10 protein-coding genes are annotated in these 17,949 nt (G+C 74.6%); 6 read left to right on the top strand and 4 right to left on the bottom strand.

What is annotated here, in order from left to right; translation table 11 throughout:
* Window positions 1-4 precede the first annotated feature (4 nt).
* Both CLT75_RS19740 and CLT75_RS19735 read right to left on the bottom strand, forming a co-directional pair.
* Complete coding sequence (locus tag CLT75_RS19740) at window positions 5-2,590, bottom strand: hypothetical protein (protein WP_135241939.1); 2,586 nt, start codon at window positions 2,588-2,590, stop codon at window positions 5-7.
* An 83-nt stretch (window positions 2,591-2,673) separates the two neighbouring features.
* Complete coding sequence (locus CLT75_RS19735) at window positions 2,674-3,240, bottom strand: sugar O-acetyltransferase (RefSeq protein ID WP_135241938.1); 567 nt, start codon at window positions 3,238-3,240, stop codon at window positions 2,674-2,676.
* 140 nt (window positions 3,241-3,380) lie between these two features.
* Here CLT75_RS19735 and CLT75_RS19730 point away from each other — a divergent pair, with 140 nt between their 5' ends.
* Complete coding sequence (locus CLT75_RS19730; protein WP_135241937.1) at window positions 3,381-6,731, top strand: S8 family serine peptidase; 3,351 nt, start codon at window positions 3,381-3,383, stop codon at window positions 6,729-6,731.
* Between the two features lie 57 nt (window positions 6,732-6,788).
* Here CLT75_RS19730 and dapD read toward each other — a convergent pair whose 3' ends face one another.
* On the bottom strand, window positions 6,789-7,748 hold the full coding sequence (dapD, locus tag CLT75_RS19725) for a 2,3,4,5-tetrahydropyridine-2,6-dicarboxylate N-succinyltransferase (RefSeq protein ID WP_135241936.1): 960 nt from the start codon (window positions 7,746-7,748) through the stop codon (window positions 6,789-6,791).
* 102 nt (window positions 7,749-7,850) lie between these two features.
* Here dapD and dapE point away from each other — a divergent pair, with 102 nt between their 5' ends.
* Window positions 7,851-8,924, top strand: coding sequence for a succinyl-diaminopimelate desuccinylase (gene dapE / locus CLT75_RS19720; RefSeq protein WP_135241935.1), 1,074 nt, complete (start codon window positions 7,851-7,853; stop codon window positions 8,922-8,924).
* A gap of 48 nt (window positions 8,925-8,972) precedes the next feature.
* On the opposite strand, the gene CLT75_RS32705 is transcribed toward dapE, so the two are convergent.
* On the bottom strand, window positions 8,973-9,134 hold the full coding sequence (locus CLT75_RS32705; protein WP_013288426.1) for a hypothetical protein: 162 nt from the start codon (window positions 9,132-9,134) through the stop codon (window positions 8,973-8,975).
* 173 nt (window positions 9,135-9,307) lie between these two features.
* Here CLT75_RS32705 and CLT75_RS19715 point away from each other — a divergent pair, with 173 nt between their 5' ends.
* The 4 genes from CLT75_RS19715 to CLT75_RS19700 are packed head-to-tail and all read left to right on the top strand — an operon-like array spanning window position 9,308 to window position 17,765.
* Window positions 9,308-10,171 (top strand): LOG family protein, encoded by an 864-nt coding sequence (locus CLT75_RS19715; protein ID WP_486485355.1) that lies wholly within the window; start codon window positions 9,308-9,310, stop codon window positions 10,169-10,171.
* Window positions 10,172-10,174: 3 nt separating this feature from the next.
* A complete protein-coding gene (locus CLT75_RS19710; protein ID WP_013288424.1) occupies window positions 10,175-10,720 on the top strand; it encodes an LOG family protein in 546 nt (181 codons plus the stop codon).
* A gap of 59 nt (window positions 10,721-10,779) precedes the next feature.
* Entirely contained in the window at window positions 10,780-14,364 is a 3,585-nt protein-coding gene (locus CLT75_RS19705; protein WP_135244067.1) for an ATP-dependent DNA helicase, read from the top strand.
* Window positions 14,361-17,765, top strand: coding sequence for an ATP-dependent DNA helicase (locus tag CLT75_RS19700; RefSeq protein ID WP_135241933.1), 3,405 nt, complete (start codon window positions 14,361-14,363; stop codon window positions 17,763-17,765). Before CLT75_RS19705 ends, CLT75_RS19700 begins: the two co-directional genes overlap by 4 nt.
* Window positions 17,766-17,949: the final 184 nt, after the last annotated feature.

Below are 17,949 nucleotides of genomic sequence, written 5' to 3'. Positions count from 1 at the left end.
GAGGTCAGCCGGTCCGCTGCCGGGGTGACGGCACGGTGCGGCGCAGCAGCCGGGACACCACCGCGCGCTCGCGGGTGAACTCCACCGACTCCGGATAACCGCTGTGGCTGCGGATGGGCGGGTCGGCCACCTCGCCGCCGGACGGGTGCAGCGCCTCCGGGTCGGCCACCGGCACGTCCCGCTGGCCGGCGCTGACCTGCCAGCCCAGCGGGTCGGTGTCCCGCCAGAAGTTCGTCCAGGCCACGTGCCCGCCGGGCCAGGTGAGCGCGCCGGCCAGCGCCCGCAGCCGTTCCGGCCCGAAGTAGGACGGGAAGACCCGCCCGTAGAGCCGGGTGAGCTGGCAGCCGTAGGAGAAGAACCAGGTCCGCCGCCGCCACCGGCGGGGCAGTTGCAGCAGTACCGCGGCGCAGATGACGGTGCCCTGGCTGTGCCCGGAGAGGATGACGCCGTCCATCCGGTCGCCGTGGTGCGGCGGCAGCGCCAGCAGTCCGGCCACCCGGGTCTGGAGTTCCGGTACGGCGCGTTCGGCGTAGCTGGGCGGCGCGAGCGGATGCGCGGCCCGGGGCCAGAACGTGCACACGTCCCAGATCACGCCGACCGAGCGGCGTACCGAGTCGGTGCGGTAGACGAGCAGCCCGAGCGCCGCCATCACCACCGGCAGCCAGCCGAGGAGCGTGTCGCCGCGCTCGGCGGTCCAGTGGATGGCGATCTGCCAGCCGGACGGGGACAGCGGGCTGGGCCGCTCGCCGGACAGCGCGGCGGCGCAGCAGAGGGTGACCAGGATGGCGCAGAACGCGGCGTAGCAGCCCAGCAGCCGTACCGCGTGCTCGCCGACCAGCCGGTGCAGCGCCCGGTAGGTGCTGACGTCGCGGCAGCGCCGCAGGTCGTGTGCGGACAGGCCGGGGGTGGCGGCCAGCCGGGCGTACTCCACCCGGCGCAGCCGGTGCAGCAGGACGACCGCCCGGATCAGCAGCCCGATCAGCGCGGCCAGGCCGATCGCGCAGGCCAGCCCGGCCCAGAAGACGGCCAGCGGCGGTACGACCCGGCTCGGGCCGCTCGGCTCGGCCGACGCGTCGAGGCGGTCGCTGACCCAGTAGAGCAGCCCGGCGCAGTACGCCACCGCCATCATCCAGCCGAACCCGGCGATGACCGCCGGGGCGCAGCCACGCCAGGCGAGATCGGTGTACGCGCCGAGCGGCTGGGTCGGCACCGCCGGCCGCAGGCGGGGCAGGAACAGCCCGGCGGCGGCCAGCGCGACGGCCGGACCGACGAGCATCCAGGTGTGCAGCTCGCCCGGCGCGGCGGGCAGCGCGGGCAGGCCGCGTTCGATCCAGGTCGCGCCGAGCGGCAGCAGCACCATCCCGGCGACGGGGCCGATCAGCGCCCGGCGGCCGGAGCGGTTCGCCGCGGCGATGGCGAGCAGCAACAGCACCTGGTACGCGAGCAGCCACGCGATCGCCGTGTCGTACCCGGGCAGGGACCTGTCGGTGCGGCAGCCGGCGGTGTCCGGCTGCGCGGTGCATCCGTCCGGCGGCCGGTACGCCGACAGCGGCGGCCCGGCCGCCCCCTCGGGGAGCAGCAGCAGGGTGAACGCCCCGGCCAGTCCGAGCGCGGTGAGCGCCACGACCGCCGCGCTCCACCGGCCGAGCGGGGTGGCGCCCTGCCGCCGGCTCAGCCACGGCCGGGCGACAGCGACCACGGCGATCACCACCACGGCGGCGAGCAGCGCCACTGTGGGCCAGGCGACGGCGGCCCGCACACCACGCGGCGGGTTCATGATCATCACTGCGATGACCGGTACGGCGGCGGCGCTGACCGCCCCGGTGCACAGGTGCAGCACGGCGGCCCGGCGCAGTTGCCCCTCCCCGTTCCAGAACGTCGGGTCCTGGAGCGGGTTCCGCGAGGGCTCACGCGGGTCCGGCCGACCGGCTGGCTCGCTGTCCTCCCCGGCCGGCGCGTGGTGGTGCGGGTCCGCCGGCATCTGCGCCTCGTACTGGTAGGTGCGGAAGGCGACGAGCCCGATCCCGGCCAGCACGAGCAGTGGCAGCAGCAGCCCGAGCGCGAGCGTCCGGGTGCCCTCGCGCCACCAGGGGTCGCCGAGGAACTCCCACGGCCCGGGGATCCGGCCGAGGCAGGCCGGCTCCACGCACTGCCAGGCGATGAGGTCCACGCCCACGCCGGTCACCGTGACGACGAGCGTGCAGGTCAGGCTCAGGCAGAACAGGCGGATGAGCCAGGCCGTGATGCCGGACCGGCTGGCCCAGCGTTCCTGGTCCGGGTCGGGCGGGATGCCGGCGCGGGCGTGCAGCGCGACGTTCGCCAGCGCGAAAGGGAGCATCAGCGTCCACAGCGCCCGTTCCACGTCCCGCCGGGTCCGCGCGCCGGAGGTCAACTGCCCCCAGCTGTACGCCTCGACGGTGATCGGGTCGTCCCGGCCCGCCGTGCTGGACCGGTAGAAGCCGGTGGTCTGACCGCCGGCGACCAGTGTTGGTTGCGCACCGTCACCGTTGGCGCCGGCGGTCAGGCCGAGCAGCTGATCCGGCGGGGTGTTGGAGACCCCGTGCACCCTCAGTTCGAGAACCCGTTCCATTGTGCCTCCCGGTAAACGTGCTACTACCCAGAGTGCGCGACAGGCCGGGAATCCGCATCCGCTGGAACGGCTGTTTCCGCAGCTCAGGATGGCTGTTCGAGGCTCCTGATCGGGCGGGCGGGGTTACCCACCGCCACCACGTTCGCCGGCAGGTCGCGCGTCACCACCGCGCCGGCGCCGACCACCGTGTTCTCGCCGATGGTCACTCCGGCCAGCACGATCACCCCGCCGCCGAGCCAGACGTTGTCACCGATGGTGATCGGTTGCGCGGCCTCCCACTTGGCCCGGCGCGCCTCCGGTTCCACCGGGTGGGTGGCGGTGAGCAGTTGCACGTTCGGTCCGATCTGGACGTCCGCGCCGATGGTGATACGGGCGACGTCGAGGAACACCGCGTTGAAGTTGACGAACGTACGCGCGCCGATGTGCGTCCGGTGTCCGTAGTCGCAGTACAGCGGCGGCCGGACCCAGGCGTCCTCGCCGAGCGAGCCGAGCAGTTCGCGCAGCGCGGCGAGGCGGCCCGCCGGATCGTCGGCGGAGCTGCGGTTGAAGCGTTCGCTGAGCCGGGCCGCCCGCTCCAGGTCGGCGGTGATCGCGGGATCGTCGGCGATGTACTGCTCGCCGGCCAGCATCCGGTCCTTCATGGAGGTCATCGTCCGATCGTCCCGGCCCGCTCCGGTGGGTGGTGGCGGTTCCGTCGGATCGGCGACTTCCCGATGCATACGCGGTATGCAATCCTGATACCCGCGTCGATGTGTCTTTCATCGATGAAACGTTCGACGAAGGAGGAAGGTTGCTCCGGAACCGCAGAAAGCTGACGGCGTTCGGCCTCGGCCTGACGCTGGCGCTCGGCCTGCCGGTGCCCGCGCTGGCCGCCGCGCCCACGGCGCCGACCGGCCCGTCCGCCCGAACCGGGCCGTCCGCCCCGGCCGGCGTCCACCCGGTCACCGTCACCCTGATCACCGGCGACCGGGTCACCGTCGCCTCGGGCGGCCGTGCCGCGGTACGCCCCGGCGCCGGCCGCGCCGGCATCCAGTTCCTGGTCGGACGCGAGCGCGACCGGCTCACCGTGCTGCCGCAGGACGCGCTCCCGCTGGTCCGCGCCGGCAAGCTCGACCGGCGCCTGTTCGACGTGAGCGGGCTGATCGAGGCCGGGTACGACGACGCGCGGCGCGGCAGCGTACCGCTGCTCGTGACGTACCGGCCGGGGGTGGCCCGGCGGACGGCGGCCCCGCTCGCAGGCGCGCGGGTGACCCGCGACCTGCCGGCGATCGCCGGCGCGGCGGTCGTCGCCGACAAGGGTGACACCGGCGCGCTCTGGAAGGCGGTGAGCGCCGACCGCTCCGGTGCCCGGCTCGACGCGGCGGGGGGTGTCGACCGGATCTGGCTGGACGGCCGGCGGCGGCTGACTCTCGATCACAGCGTGCCGCAGATCGGCGCGCCGACCGCGTGGGCGGCCGGCTGGACCGGTAAGGGCGTGCGGGTCGCGGTGCTCGACACCGGCGTCGACCTCAGCCACCCGGACCTGGCCGGCAAGGTCGCCGAGTCGCGCAACTTCACCGAGGAGGCGGACCCGGACGACATCGTCGGGCACGGCACGCACGTGGCCTCCACCATCGCCGGCAGCGGCGCCGCCTCGGGCGGGAAGTACCGGGGCGTGGCGCCCGACGCCACGCTGCTGTCCGGGAAGGTCTGCGAGGTCTACGGCTGCACCGAGTCGGCCATCCTGGCCGGCATGCAGTGGGCCGCGGCCGAGCAGCACGCCACGGTGGTCAACATGAGCCTCAGCGGCGGTGACACCCCGGAGGTGGACCCGCTGGAGGAGGCGGTCGGGACGCTCACCGAGCAGCACGGGACGCTGTTCGTGATCTCCGCCGGCAACGACGGCGCCGACGGTTCGGTCGGCTCGCCGGCCACCGCCGACGCCGCGCTCGCGGTCGGCGCGGTCGACCGGGACGACGCGCTCGCCGACTTCTCCAGCCGCGGTCCCCGGGTCGGCGACGGGGCGATCAAGCCGGACATCACCGCGCCGGGTGTGGAGATCGTGGCCGCGCGGGCCGCGCACGGCCAGATCGGCGACCCGGTGGGGGACCGGTACGCCTCGCTGTCCGGCACGTCGATGGCCGCCCCGCACGTGGCCGGCGCGGTCGCGCTGCTCGCCCAGCAGCACCCCGGCTGGGCGCCCGAGCGCTACAAGGCGACGCTGATGGCCTCGGCGAAGCCGCACCCGGAGCAGACCGCGTTCCAGCAGGGCGCGGGCCGGGTCGACGTCGCTCGCGCGATCACCCAGCAGGTGACGAGCGAACCCGCGTCCGTCTCGTTCGGCGTGGCGACCTGGCCGCACACCGACGACCAGCCGATCAGCCGGACCGTCACCTACCGCAACGGCGGGACCGCCCCGCTCACGCTGGACCTCAGTACCCGGTTCACCGGACCGGGCGGGCGGATCGCACCGGCCGGCATGCTGACTCTCAGCACCTCGCGGCTCACCGTTCCGGCGGGCGGCAGCGCCCAGGTGACAGTGGTGATCGACACCCGGCTCGGCGGCGCCGACGGCTACTGGACGGGCCGCCTGCTCGCCCGCGCCGGCGACGCGGTGGCGGTGACCCCGCTCGCGGTCGACCGCGAGGTGGAGAGCTACGACCTGACCGTGACGCACCGCAACCGCTCCGGCGCCCTGACCGACGGCTACTACACGAGCCTGCTCGGGCTCGACGACGGTAGCTACCGCGACGTGTACGACGCCGACGGCGAGGCCCGGCTCCGGGTGCCCAAGGGCCGGTACGGCGTGCAGAGCCTGATCTTCGTGGACGGCGACCAGGGCTGGTCGGAGGTCTCCTTCCTCGCCCAGCCGGAGCTGGTGGTGACCGGGAACCAGCGGCTCGCGCTGGACGCCCGGCGGGCGAAGCCGGTGCGCACCACGGTGCCGCAACGCGGCGCGGCGCCGTTGCTGATCGACGTCACAGCGGCCTGGGGATTCGACGACTACTACGCCAGTTTCGGGCTCTGGACCGACAGGTTCGAGGGCCTCTACTCGGCCCAGGTCGGCCGTAGCGTCTCCGACAAGGTGTTCGTCGGCTCGCTCGCCAGCCAGTGGGCCGAGCCGACCGCGCCCGAGCGCAGCCCGTACTTCTACGGACTGAACGAGCTGTTCCCGGGCCGCTTCCCGACCGGCTTCGTCCGGAACTACCGGCCCGCCGACCTGGCCACAGTCGCCAACCGGTTCGCCGCCGGATACGCCGGGATGGACAACGAACTGGTTGTGTACGCGGAGCCCGACTACAACATGGGCGGCTCGGCGGTCATCCTGCCCGTCCAGGTGCCCGGCAAGCGGATCGACCACCTCACCACCAGCCGGACCCGCTGGAGCGTCGAACTGGCCTTCGGTGAGCGGGACGAGGACGGCTGGTTGCAGCCGCGGGCGGTGCTGGAGTCCGGGCCGACCCGTTACCGGTCCGGTCACACCTACCGCGACGAGTGGAACAAGGCCCCGTTCGGTCCGTCGTTTCCGCAGCCGCAGTGGCCGGAGCAGGGCATCACCCGGACCGGCGACACCCTCGTGGTCTCGCTGCCGGTGCACAGCGACGCGGCCGGGCACCCGGGCGGCTCGCTGAACGACACCGAGCAGACGCGGCTCTACCGCAACGGCAAGCTGTTCGCCGAGTCGCCCTACCCGGGGTACGGCGAGTTCACGCTGCCGCCGGGAACGGCGAACTACCGGTTGGAGACCACGGCGACGCGCGGCTTCACCGACCTGAGCACCGAGGTCTCGGCGAGCTGGACGTTCCGCTCCAAGCGGGTTCCGGGTGACGTGCCGGCCCGGCTTCCGGCCATGGCGGTCCGGTTCACCCCGCCGCTGGCGGTGGACAGTTCCGCCCCGGCGGGCCGGACGTTCACCGTGCCGGTGACGGTGCAGCGCCAGCCCGGCGCGCCGTCCGGCCGGGTCGTTGCGCTCACCGTCGACGTCTCCTACGACGGTGGCAAGACCTGGCAGAAGGCGGCGCTGAAGAAGCAGGGCGGGGCGTGGACGGCCACCGTCCGGCACCCGGCCGGCCCGGGGTACGCGTCGCTGCGGGCCACCGCCCGTGACGACGCCGGCAACACCGTGACCCAGCGGATCATCCAGGCGTACCGCCTGCGGTGAGCCGGCCGTCCGGGTCCGCGCGGCGACGGCCGTCGCGGACCCGGACGGGGGAACGGCTCAGTCGTTGGCGTGCAGCGCGGCGTTGAGCGTGATGCCCTGGCCGGTACGGGGCTTCGCCTCCAGCGCGCCGGTCACCGAGTTGCGCCAGAACAGCAGCCCGTCGACGCCGGACAACTCGCGGGCCTTGACCGTCCGGCCGTCCGGCAGGGTGATCTTCGAGGCGGCGGTGATGTAGCAGCCGGCCTCCACCACGCAGTCGTCGCCCAGCGTGATGCCGACACCGGCGTTCGCGCCGACCAGGCTCCGCTCACCGATGCGCACCTTCTCCGTGCCGCCGCCGGAGAGCGTGCCCATGATCGAGGCGCCACCGCCGATGTCGGAGCCGTCGCCGACCACCACGCCCTGCACGATCCGGCCCTCGACCATCGAGGTGCCCAGCGTGCCGGCGTTGAAGTTGACGAAGCCCTCGTGCATCACAGTGGTGCCGGAGGAAAGGTACGCGCCGAGCCGGACCCGGTCCGCGTCGGCGATCCGCACCCCGGACGGCACCACGTAGTCGGTCATCCGGGGGAACTTGTCCACCCCGTACACGGACAGGTGGCGGCCGGCGGCCCGCTCGATCACACGCAGCTCGTCCACCCGCTCCGGCGGGCACGGCCCGGCCGACGTCCAGGCCACGTTCGCCAGCTTGCCGAAGATGCCGTCGAGGTTCAGCTCGTTTGGTCGCACCAGGCGGTGGGAGAGCAGGTGCAACCGCAGGTACGCGTCGGCGGCGTCCTTGATCGGGTCGTCCAGCGAGCCGATCACCGTGGTCACCTCGACAGTGCGCAACCCCGGCAGCGCCCGCTCGCCGATCGCGCCCGGCGGCAGGTCGAGCACGTCGGCCCGGTCCTCGCCGGGCACCAGCGGCAGCTCGCCCAGGCCCAGCTTGCCGGTCGGGTACCAGGTGTCGAGCACCTGGTCCTGCGCGGTGACGGTGGCCAGGCCGATACCCCAGGCGGATGGTGCGGACGTCACGATGTCACCTCTCGTTCCGGCGGCGGCGTCCGCCGCTGCTCGCGGCCGGGGGCGCGGCACGTGTCCCTCGCGCCCACCGAGGATGACGGTACCGTGCGAGACATGCAGAACCCGTTGACCCCCGAGGTCCTGGCCGATCCGGTGGCGCTCACCCGCGCCCTGGTCGACATCGAGTCGGTATCCCTCAACGAGAAGGCCATCGCCGACTGCGTGGAGGAGGTGCTGCGCGGTGTACCGCACCTGACCACCTACCGGCACTCGAACACCGTGATGGCCCGTACCGACCTGGGCCGGGCACAGCGCGTGGTGCTCGCCGGCCACCTGGACACCGTTCCGCTCAACGGCAACTTCCCCTCGACCATGCGCGGCGACCTGATGTACGGCTGCGGCACGTCCGACATGAAGTCCGGGGTGGCGTTCGCGCTGCACCTGGCGGTGACGCTGCCCGACCCGCGCTACGACGTCACGTACTTCTTCTACGAGGCCGAGGAGATCGAGTCGAAGTACAACGGCCTCACGCTGGTCGCGCAGAGCCACCCCGAGTGGCTGGAGGCCGACTTCGCGGTGCTGCTGGAGCCGACGTACGGGATCGTCGAGGCGGGGTGCCAGGGCACCATGCGGGCGGTGGTCACCACGCACGGGGAGCGGGCCCACGCGGCGCGCTCCTGGCACGGGGTGAACGCCATCCACGGCGCGAGCGAGGTGCTGCGGCGGCTGACCACGTACGAGGCCCGCCGGGTGACGATCGAGGGCTGCGACTACCGCGAGGGCCTCAACGCGGTGCGGATCACCGGCGGGGTGGCCGGCAACGTCATCCCGGACCGCTGCGAGATCGAGATCAACTACCGGTACGCCCCGGACCGCGACCCGGCGGGCGCCGAGACGCACCTGCGCGAGGTCTTCGCCGGCTTCGACCTGGAGGTCACCGACGCGGCGGCCGGTGCGCCGCCCGGACTGGAGAGCCCGGCGGCACAGGAGTTCCTGGCGGCGGTCGGCGCCGCGCCGATCGGCAAGCTGGGCTGGACGGACGTGGCGCGGTTCGCGGCCATGGGCATCCCGGCGCTGAACTTCGGCCCCGGCGACCCGAACCTGGCGCACCACAAGGACGAGCACGTCGAACTGACCAAGATCCGGGACGGCGCGGCGACGCTGCACCGCTGGCTGGCCCCGGCCTGACGCGCGACGATCCGGGGCCCGCGCCCGCCGCGCGGGCCCCGGTGATCGTCAGACGGTCGTCGTCAGGGGTGCTTCCGCCTCGCCGGTCTCGCCGGTCAGGTCGGACCGGTGGGTCTCCATCATCCGGGCGCGGCGGCGCTCGGCCACCACGTCACGGATCCGCCGCTGCATCTGACGGCGGATCCGGATCATCTCGCTGTTACTGATCAACGCTGGCTCCTCCCCCGAAGGCGCGTCGCCCGGGGTATACCGGGTATGTGAATAGTAAGACGTACGTGCGACCGAATTAGTTGCCCGGATCCCAAAGATTTCTCCGGCTCCCGGGCCTGCGCGCCGCGCCGGAGTCGCTCTACTACGGTGACCCCATGGGCGAGAGCAGGGGAATGTCGGCCGGGGACGGCCGGCGGGAGGAGCGGAACCGGGGAGAACGGCACCGCGGTGCGGTGACGCTGCGCAACCGGGCGATTCCGACGAGTACGGCCGATCAGCGGCTGCTCGACTCCCGGGGACGCAGCGACTGGAAGACCAAGGACGCCTGGCGCGCGCTGCGGATCCTCTCCGAGTTCGTCGAGGGCTTCGACACCCTCGCCGACCTGCCCCCGGCGGTCAGTGTCTTCGGCTCCGCCCGCAGCAAGCCGGACAGCCCGGAGTGCCGGATGGCCGAGGAGCTGGGCGGCGCCCTCGCCCGGGCGGGCTACGCGGTGATCACCGGCGGCGGTCCCGGCGTGATGGAGGCCGCCAATCGGGGCGCCGGTGAGGCCGGCGGCCTCTCCGTCGGGCTCGGCATCGAGCTGCCGTTCGAGCAGGGCCTCAACGACTGGGTCGACCTGGCCATCGACTTCCGCTACTTCTTCGCCCGCAAGACCATGTTCGTCAAGTACGCCCAGGCGTTCGTGGTGCTGCCCGGCGGCTTCGGCACCCTGGACGAGCTGTTCGAGGCGCTCACCCTGGTGCAGACCGGCAAGGTGACCCGCTTCCCGGTCGTGCTGATGGGCACCGACTACTGGCGCGGGCTGCTCGACTGGCTGCGCGGCACCATGGCCACCGAGGGCAAGATCGGCCCGTCCGACCTCGACCTGATCCGCCTCACCGACGACGTCAACGAGGCGGTCCGGCACATCGTCGAGGCCGAGGCCGTGCTCTCCGCCGAGCAGGAGGCGGTCCGCGAGGAGGCGGTCGCCCGGGTGGCCGCCGACCAGCGCGCCGCCGCCGAGGCCGCCCCCGAGGGCCCGGCGGGACGGAGCTGACCCGTGGCCAACGTCTGTGTCTTCTGCGCGTCCTCCCGTACCCTCGACGCCCGCTGGCTGGCACTCGCCACCGAGACCGGTGAGGAACTGGCCCGGCGCGGCCACACGCTGGTCAGCGGCGGGGGTTGCGTCGGGATGATGGGCGCCGTGGTGCAGGGCGCGCGGGCGGCCGGCGGTCGCACCGTCGGCGTCATCCCGCAGTCCCTGGTCGATCTGGAGGTCGCCGACCTGGACTCCGACGAGCTGCTGGTGACCGACAGCCTGGCCAGCCGCAAGACGCTGATGGACGAGAAGTCCGACGCGTTCGTGGCGCTGCCCGGCGGGCTCGGCACACTCGACGAGCTGTTCGAGGTCTGGACCACAGCCACCCTGGCCCTGCACGCCAAGCCGATGGTGATCGTCGACGTGGACGGCTTCTACCGGCCGCTGCTCGACTGGATCCGCGGGCTCGGCGAGCAGCGGTTCCTCAAGCCGGCCGCGCTGGACCTGCTGCTGGTGGCAGACAGCGTCCCCGCTGCCCTGGACCTGATAGACACCCGCCTGACCTGACCCCGCGCGGGGCGGACGTCGGTTTCCGGGTGTCGTACCGGCGTGGTGGGATGTCGGTGATGCAGGCGTACCGGTTGGTGCGCCGGCCCGGCGGCGCGGAGGCGGGGGTCACCCACGACGCCGGGGCGGGGCAGGGGGTGGGTCGGCCCGGTGGGCTGGCTGATGCGGAGCCGCGATCCGGGGGGTCGGCGGGCGATGCCGCGCACCCGCAGACCGCCACGCCGCACCCGTCGACCGCTTCGCCGGCCACCGAGGCCGCCGAGGGCACGACCATCGGGCGCCGGATCGATGTGGTGCAGGCCGAGGTGGTCGCGCACATCGACGGGCCGATGCTCGTCGTGGGCGGTCCCGGCACGGGCAAGACGACGACGCTCGTCGAGGCGGTCGCGGCCCGCGTGGCCGAGGGCGTCGACCCGGAGCGGATCCTCGTGCTCACCTTCGGCCGGCGCGGCGCCACCGAACTGCGCCACCGGATCGAGGCGCGGATCGCCGGCGACGGACACCGGGTCGTCCGCGAGCCGCTGGTGCGTACGTTCCCGGCGTACGCCTTCGGGCTGCTGCGCCGCGCGGCGGCCGAGCGCGGCGAGCCCTCGCCCCGGCTGCTCACCGGCCCGGAGCAGGATCTGATCATCCGCGAGCTGCTCGACGTGGTGGGGGAGGAGCCCGGCGACGACCCGGTGGGCTGGCCGGAGGATCTGCGCCCCGCGCTGCGTACCCGGGCGTTCGCCCAGCAGCTCCGCGACCTGCTGATGCGTGCCGCGGAGCGCGGCGTCGGCCCGGTCGAGCTGGCTCGGCTGGGCGAGAAACTGGGCCGCGCCGACTGGCCGGCCGCCGCGCGCTTCCTGCGGGAGTACGTCGCCGTGCTCGCCCTGCGTGACGTGAGCAACCGGGGCTCGGTGGCGTACGACCCGGCGGAGCTGGTGCGCGCCGCCACCGGCATGCTGCTCGACGATCCCGAGCTGCTCGCCGCCGAGCGCCGTCGGCTGGCCCACGTGTACGTCGACGAGCTGGCCGACACCGACCCGGCCCAGCTCGACCTGCTCGCCGTGGTGGCCGGAGGCGGGCGGTCCCTCGTCGCGTTCGCCGACCCGGACTCGTCCACGTACGCGTTCCGCGGCGCCGACCCGGCGGGCGTCGCCACGTTCCCGCACCGCTTCCGCACCGCCTCCGGTGCGCCTGCCGCCCAGGTCACGCTTACCACCTCGTACCGTGCCGGGCCGGAACTGCTCGCGGCCACCGCCCGGCTGGCCCGGCGGCTGCGCGGCCCGGCGGCGCACCGGCGGCTGCGCCCGCTTCCCGGCGCGCCGGCCGGAACGGTGGAGGTACGCACGTTCCGGTCCGCCACCAGCGAGTCGGCGTGGCTGGCGCACGCGTTGCGCGAGGCGCACCTGCTCGACGGCGTGCCGTGGTCCCGGATGGCGGTGCTGGTCCGCTCCACCGGCCGGCAACTGCCGTCGCTGCGGCGCGCGCTGCACACCGCGGGTGTGCCGACCGTCGTACACGGCGAGGACCTGCCGCTGCACCTCCAGCCGGCGGTCGCTCCGCTGCTGCTCCTGCTGCGCTGCGCGCTCGAACCCGACCGGCTGGACGAGGAGGCGGCGGTCGCGTTGCTGCACTCCCCGCTGGGCGGGGCCGACCCGCTGGCCGAGCGGCGGCTGCGCCAGGGGCTACGGGCGCTGGCGCTGGCCGGCGGCGACCGCCGTCCGTCCGGGGAGCTGCTGGTCGAGGCGCTGCGCGACCCGGCGGAACTGGCCACCATCGAGCGCCGCTGGGCGGCCCCCGCGCAGGCCGTGGCGCACCTGCTCGCGACCGCTCGGGAGACGGCCGGCCGGCCCGGCGCCACAGTCGAGGACGTGCTCTGGGCGGTGTGGCGGGAGAGCGGGCTGGCCGAACGCTGGTCCGGGGTGATCACCAGGGGGCGGGCGGCCACCGGCGAGCACGAGACCGCCCAGCGCTGGCGGGCCGAGGCCGCCGACCGTGACCTGGACGCCGTACTCGTCCTCTTCGACGCGGCGGCCCGGTTCACCGACCGGTTGCCCGGCGCGCGTACCGAGGTGTTCCTCGACCACGTCCTCGGGCAGGAGCTGCCCGCCGACACGCTCGCCGCCGCCGCCGACCGGGGCGACGCGGTACGCCTGCTCACCGCGCACGCCGCCAAGGGCCTGGAGTGGGATCTGGTCGCGGTCGCCGGGGTGCAGGAGGGCGTCTGGCCGGACCTGCGTCTGCGCGGCAGCCTGCTCGGCTCGGAGCGGCTCGTCGACGTGCTCGCCGGTCGCGCCGACGGCGCCGGGCTGCGGGCCAGCCTGGTCGGGCAGACGTCGGCGCTGCTGGACGAGGAGCGGCGACTGTTCCACGTCGCGATCAGCCGGGCCCGGCGGCGGCTGCTGGTCACCGCTGTCGCGTCTGCCGCTGTCGGCGGGGACGACCACGAGGAGCAGCCGAGCCGCTTCCTGCACGAGCTGGCCGCCGCCGACCCACCCGCCACCGGCGGAGGCGGCACCGCCCCGACCGGCCCGAACCCGACCGGAAACGGACCGACCGGGAACGGCCCGACAGGTACGGCCACGCGCGGGGGCACCGCGGACGGGCCGGCGCCGCACGGGGACGAGCATCCGCAGGACGGGCCGTCCGCCGCGCTCCCGGTCACCCTGCCGCCGCGTGGGCTCACCCTGTCCGCGCTGGTGGCGGAGCTGCGTACCGCTGTCACCGACCCGGCCACGCCGATCACCCGGCGGCACGCGGCGGCGGGTGAGCTGGCGCGGCTGGCCGCCGCCGGGGTGCCCGGCGCGCACCCGGACGACTGGTGGGGGTTGCGCGGCCTCTCCGACGACCGGCCGCTGGTCGACGAGGGCGAGCCGGTGCGGGTCACCCCGTCGGCGATGGAGAGCGCGTTGCGGTGCAGCCTGCGCTGGCTGCTGGAACGGCACGGCGGCAGCGGGTCGGCGAGCGCCGCGCAGGGCGTCGGCAACCTGGTGCACGCTGCGGCGATGCTCGCGGAGGACGCCAGCGTCGACCGGGAGGCGTTGCTGGAGTACGTGGCCGCCCGGTTCGACGCGATCGAGCTGGCCGCCCGGTGGATGGCCGGTCCGGAGCGGCAGCGCGCCGAGGCGATGGTGGACAAGCTGCTGCGCTGGCTGGCCGGCAACCCGCGCCGGCTGCTCGCGATCGAGCACGAGTTCGCGGTCCGCCTCGACGACCCGTCCCGCCCGATCGAGCTGACCGGCCGGGTCGACCGGCTGGAGGTCGACGACGAGGGGCGGCTCGTGGTGATCGACCTGAAGACCGGCAAGTCGACGGCGGTCACCGAGCGGGAGGTGGCCGAGCATCCGCAGCTCGGCGCGTACCAGGCGGCCGTGGAGGCGGGCGGGTTCGCCGAGTTCGGCGAGGAACCGGGCGGGGCCGCGCTGGTGCAGCTCGGCACCGGCGCGCGGGACGCCAAGGAGCAGACCCAGGCCGCGGCCGGGGAGGGTCCGGAGGCCGGGTGGGCCACCGCGCTGGTGCGCCGTACCGCCGACACGATGGCCGCCTCGACGTTCGCCGCCGTGGCCAACTCCAAGTGCCGGGTCTGCCCGGTACGCACCAGCTGCCCAGTCTCCGGCCAGGGCCGCCAGGTGGTCGAGCCGCCACCGGAGACCGCACCGTGAGTGTTCAGCCGGCGCTGTTCGGCGCCTCCGCCACGCCCGCGCCGCGCACCGCCGACGCCGGGCCCCGCTACACGCCCGTCGAGCTGGCCCGGCTGCTGCGGCTGCCGGCGCCCACCCGGGAGCAGGCCGCGATCATCGCCGCGCCGGTGGAGCCGCTGCTGGTGGTGGCGGGCGCCGGCTCGGGCAAGACCGAGACGATGGCCGCGCGGGTGATGTGGCTGGTCGCCAACTCCTACGTACGCCCCGAGCACATCCTCGGCCTCACCTTCACCCGCAAGGCGGCAGGCGAGCTGGCGCACCGGGTCCGGACCCGGCTCGACCAGCTCATCCGGCGGCTCGGCCGGCAGGGGCGGGATCCGCACGACGACCCGCTGGCGGGCGAGCCGACCGTGTCCACGTACCACTCGTACGCCGGGCGGATCGTCACCGAGCACGGGTTGCGCGCCGGGTACGAGCCGACCACCCGGCTGCTCACCGAGGCGTCCCGCTGGCAGCTCGTCGACCTGCTGGTACGCAACTACGACGGCGACATGTCCGAGGTGGACCGGATGCCGTCGACGATCACCGACGCGGTGCTGGCGCTCGCCGGTGAGCTGGACGAGCACCTGGTCGACCCGGACGAGCTGGCCGCCTGGACCGGCCGGTTCTTCGCCGACGTGCAGTCCCGGCCGGGCCGCGTCTACGCCGACGTGCGCAAGGCGCTCCAGCTCCAGCGGACCCGGCTGAAGCTGCTGCCGCTGGTGCGCGCGTACGCCCGGCGCAAGGACGACTTCGAGGCGATGGACTTCGCCGACCAGCTCGCCCGCGCGGCCCGGGTGGCCCGCGACCATCCCGGCGTCGGCGTGATCGAGCGGGACCGGTTCCGGGTGGTGCTGCTCGACGAGTACCAGGACACCAGCCACGCCCAGGTGGTGCTGCTCAACGCGCTGTTCGGCGGCGGCCACCCGGTCACCGCCGTCGGCGACCCGTGCCAGTCCATCTACGGCTGGCGCGGCGCCAGCGCCGGCACGCTCGACCGGTTCCCGGCCGAGTTCGCCCGCACCGACGGCAGCCCCGCCGACGTGCTCAGCCTTACGACGAGCTGGCGTAACCGGCCGGAGATCCTCGGCGTCGCCAACACGCTGTCGGTGCCGCTGCGGGCGGCCGGCGCGCGGGTGCCGGAACTGCACGCCGCGCTCAGCGTCCGCGACCCGATCCCGCACCGCACGCCGGGCGGGCAGGCCGGCGGCACCGTGCACTGCGCGCTGCTGGAGACGTACGCCGACGAGGCCGACTGGATCGCGGACAGCGTGCTGGCGGCCTGGCGGGGCGCGGCCGGGATGCCCGGCGCGCTGCCCGAGCACATCCCGGCCGACCGTCGCCCGACCACTGCGGTGCTGGTGCGGCTGCGCAGCCAGATTCCGGCGATCGAGGCGGCGTTGCGTGCCCGCGGGCTGCCTGTCGACGTGGTCGGCCTGGGTGGGCTGCTGGACACCCCTGAGGTACGGGACGTGGTGTGCACGCTGCGCGTGCTCGCCGATCCGACCGACGGGGCGGCGCTGCTGCGGCTGCTCACCGGCGCGCGCTGGCGGATCGGCCCGCGTGACCTGGTCGCCCTGCACCGCCGGGCCCGCGCGATCGCCCGCAGCCGCCGCGAGCTCACCGGCGACGAGGGCCCGGAGATCACCGTGGACGCGCTGGACGAGGCCACGCTCGTCGAGGCGCTGGCGGACCTGGGGCCGGCGCAGGCGTACTCGGCCGAGGGCTACGCGCGGCTGCGCTCGTACGGGATGGAGCTGGCGCTGCTGCGCTACCGGCTGGACCAGTCGCTGCCGGAGCTGATCGCGGACATCGAGCGGACCATCGGGCTCGACGTCGAGGTGGCGGTCCGGGCCGGCCGGGCCGGCGCGGGCGACGCCGGGCTGGCCCGCGCCCACCTGGACGCGCTCGGCGACGTGGCGGCCCGGTTCAGCGGTGAGACGCCCGGCGCCACGCTCGCCGGTTTCCTCGCCTACCTGGCTGCCGCCGAGGACGAGGAGCGCGGGCTGGCGCCCGGCGAGGTCGAGGTGGTGGCCGGTGCGGTGCAGGTGCTCACCGCGCACGCCGCGAAGGGCCTGGAGTGGGACGTGGTGGCGGTCGCCGGGATGACCCGGGGCGTCTGGCCGGGGCCGGTGCGCAACTCCGACCACTGGCTGGGCGGGCTGGGTGTGCTGCCGTTCCCGTTGCGCGGCGACGCGGACGGGCTGCCCGAGCTGGCCCTGCCGGAGGCGGAGGACCAGCGCGGGGTGGCCCGGGCGCTGACCGAGTTCACCGACGACTGGCGGGCGCACGACGAGCGGGAGGAGCGCCGGCTGGCGTACGTGGCGGTGACCCGCCCTCGCCGGCTGCTGCTCTGCTCCGGCTACTGGTGGGGGGAGGGGACCAAGCGGTTCCGCGGCCCGTCGGTGTTCCTGCGGGAGGTGCACGACGCCTGCCTGGCCGGCGCGGACGGGCACGTGGTGGACGCGTGGACGCCCGAGCCGGCCGGGGACGCGGTGAACCCGACCACCGAGACGGTGCTGCGGGCCGAGTGGCCGGCCGACCCGCTGGGCGCCCGCCGGCCGGCGCTGACCGAGGCGGCGGCCCTGGTCCGCCGTCACCTGGCCGACCCGGAGACGGCCCGCCGCGAGGCGGCAGTGCTCGCCACCGCGGGAGCGGCGGAGGACGCCGAGGTGGCCCGCTGGCGGCGCGAGGCCGATCTGCTGCTCGCCGAGCGGGCGGAGCTGGCCCGGCAGGCCGAGGCGGTCGAGGTCGAGCTACCGGGCCAGATGTCGGTGACCCAGCTCGTGGCGTTGCGCCGCGACCCGGAGGCGCTGGCCCGGACGCTGCGCCGCCCGATGCCGACCGAGCCGAACCCGTACGCCCGGCGCGGTACCGCGTTCCACGCCTGGCTGGAGCAGCGCTTCGGCGCGGACCGGCTGCTCGACGTGGACGAGCTGCCCGGCGCGGCGGACGAGGACGCGGCCCCGGACGAGGCGCTGGTCGAGTTGCAGGAGCGCTTCCTGGCCAGCGAGTGGGCCGACCGGGTGCCGGTGGAGGTGGAGGTGCCGTTCGCCACCGTCATCGCCGGCGTCGTGGTCCGGGGCCGGATGGACGCCGTGTTCGCCCGCCCGGGCGGGCGGTACGACGTCGTCGACTGGAAGACCGGGCGGCAGCCGTCCGGCCGGGAGGCCGACGCGGCGGCGGTGCAGCTGGCGGTCTACCGGCTGGCCTGGGCGGAACTGGCCGGGGTGCCGGTGGACCGGGTGGGCGCGGCGTTCCACTACGTGCGGGACTCCGCCACCGTCCGTCCGGCCGACCTGCTCGACGCGGAGGGACTGGCCGGTCTGGTGGCCGCCGTGCCGGAAATCCCGGGGGATCTCCCGCAGCGCACGAATCCGTGATACCTTGGCCGGGTTGCAGTTTTGGTTTCCAGAGACTCTGTGTGCGCCTGGCGGATTGTGGCCCCAGGCGCTCTTTGTTGTGTCCGGAGTTCTCCGGGCGGGGCGACCAGCAGCGACAGGCACGCCGCGTATTCCACGCGCGGGGTGCTCCTCTCCGGCCCGCAACACGTGCGGGCCGACCGTT

The sequence above is a fragment of the Micromonospora sp. CNZ285 genome (assembly GCF_004637285.1).
The sequence above is the reverse complement of the archived record's forward strand: the minus strand, read 5'-3'. Positions and strand labels throughout refer to the sequence as shown.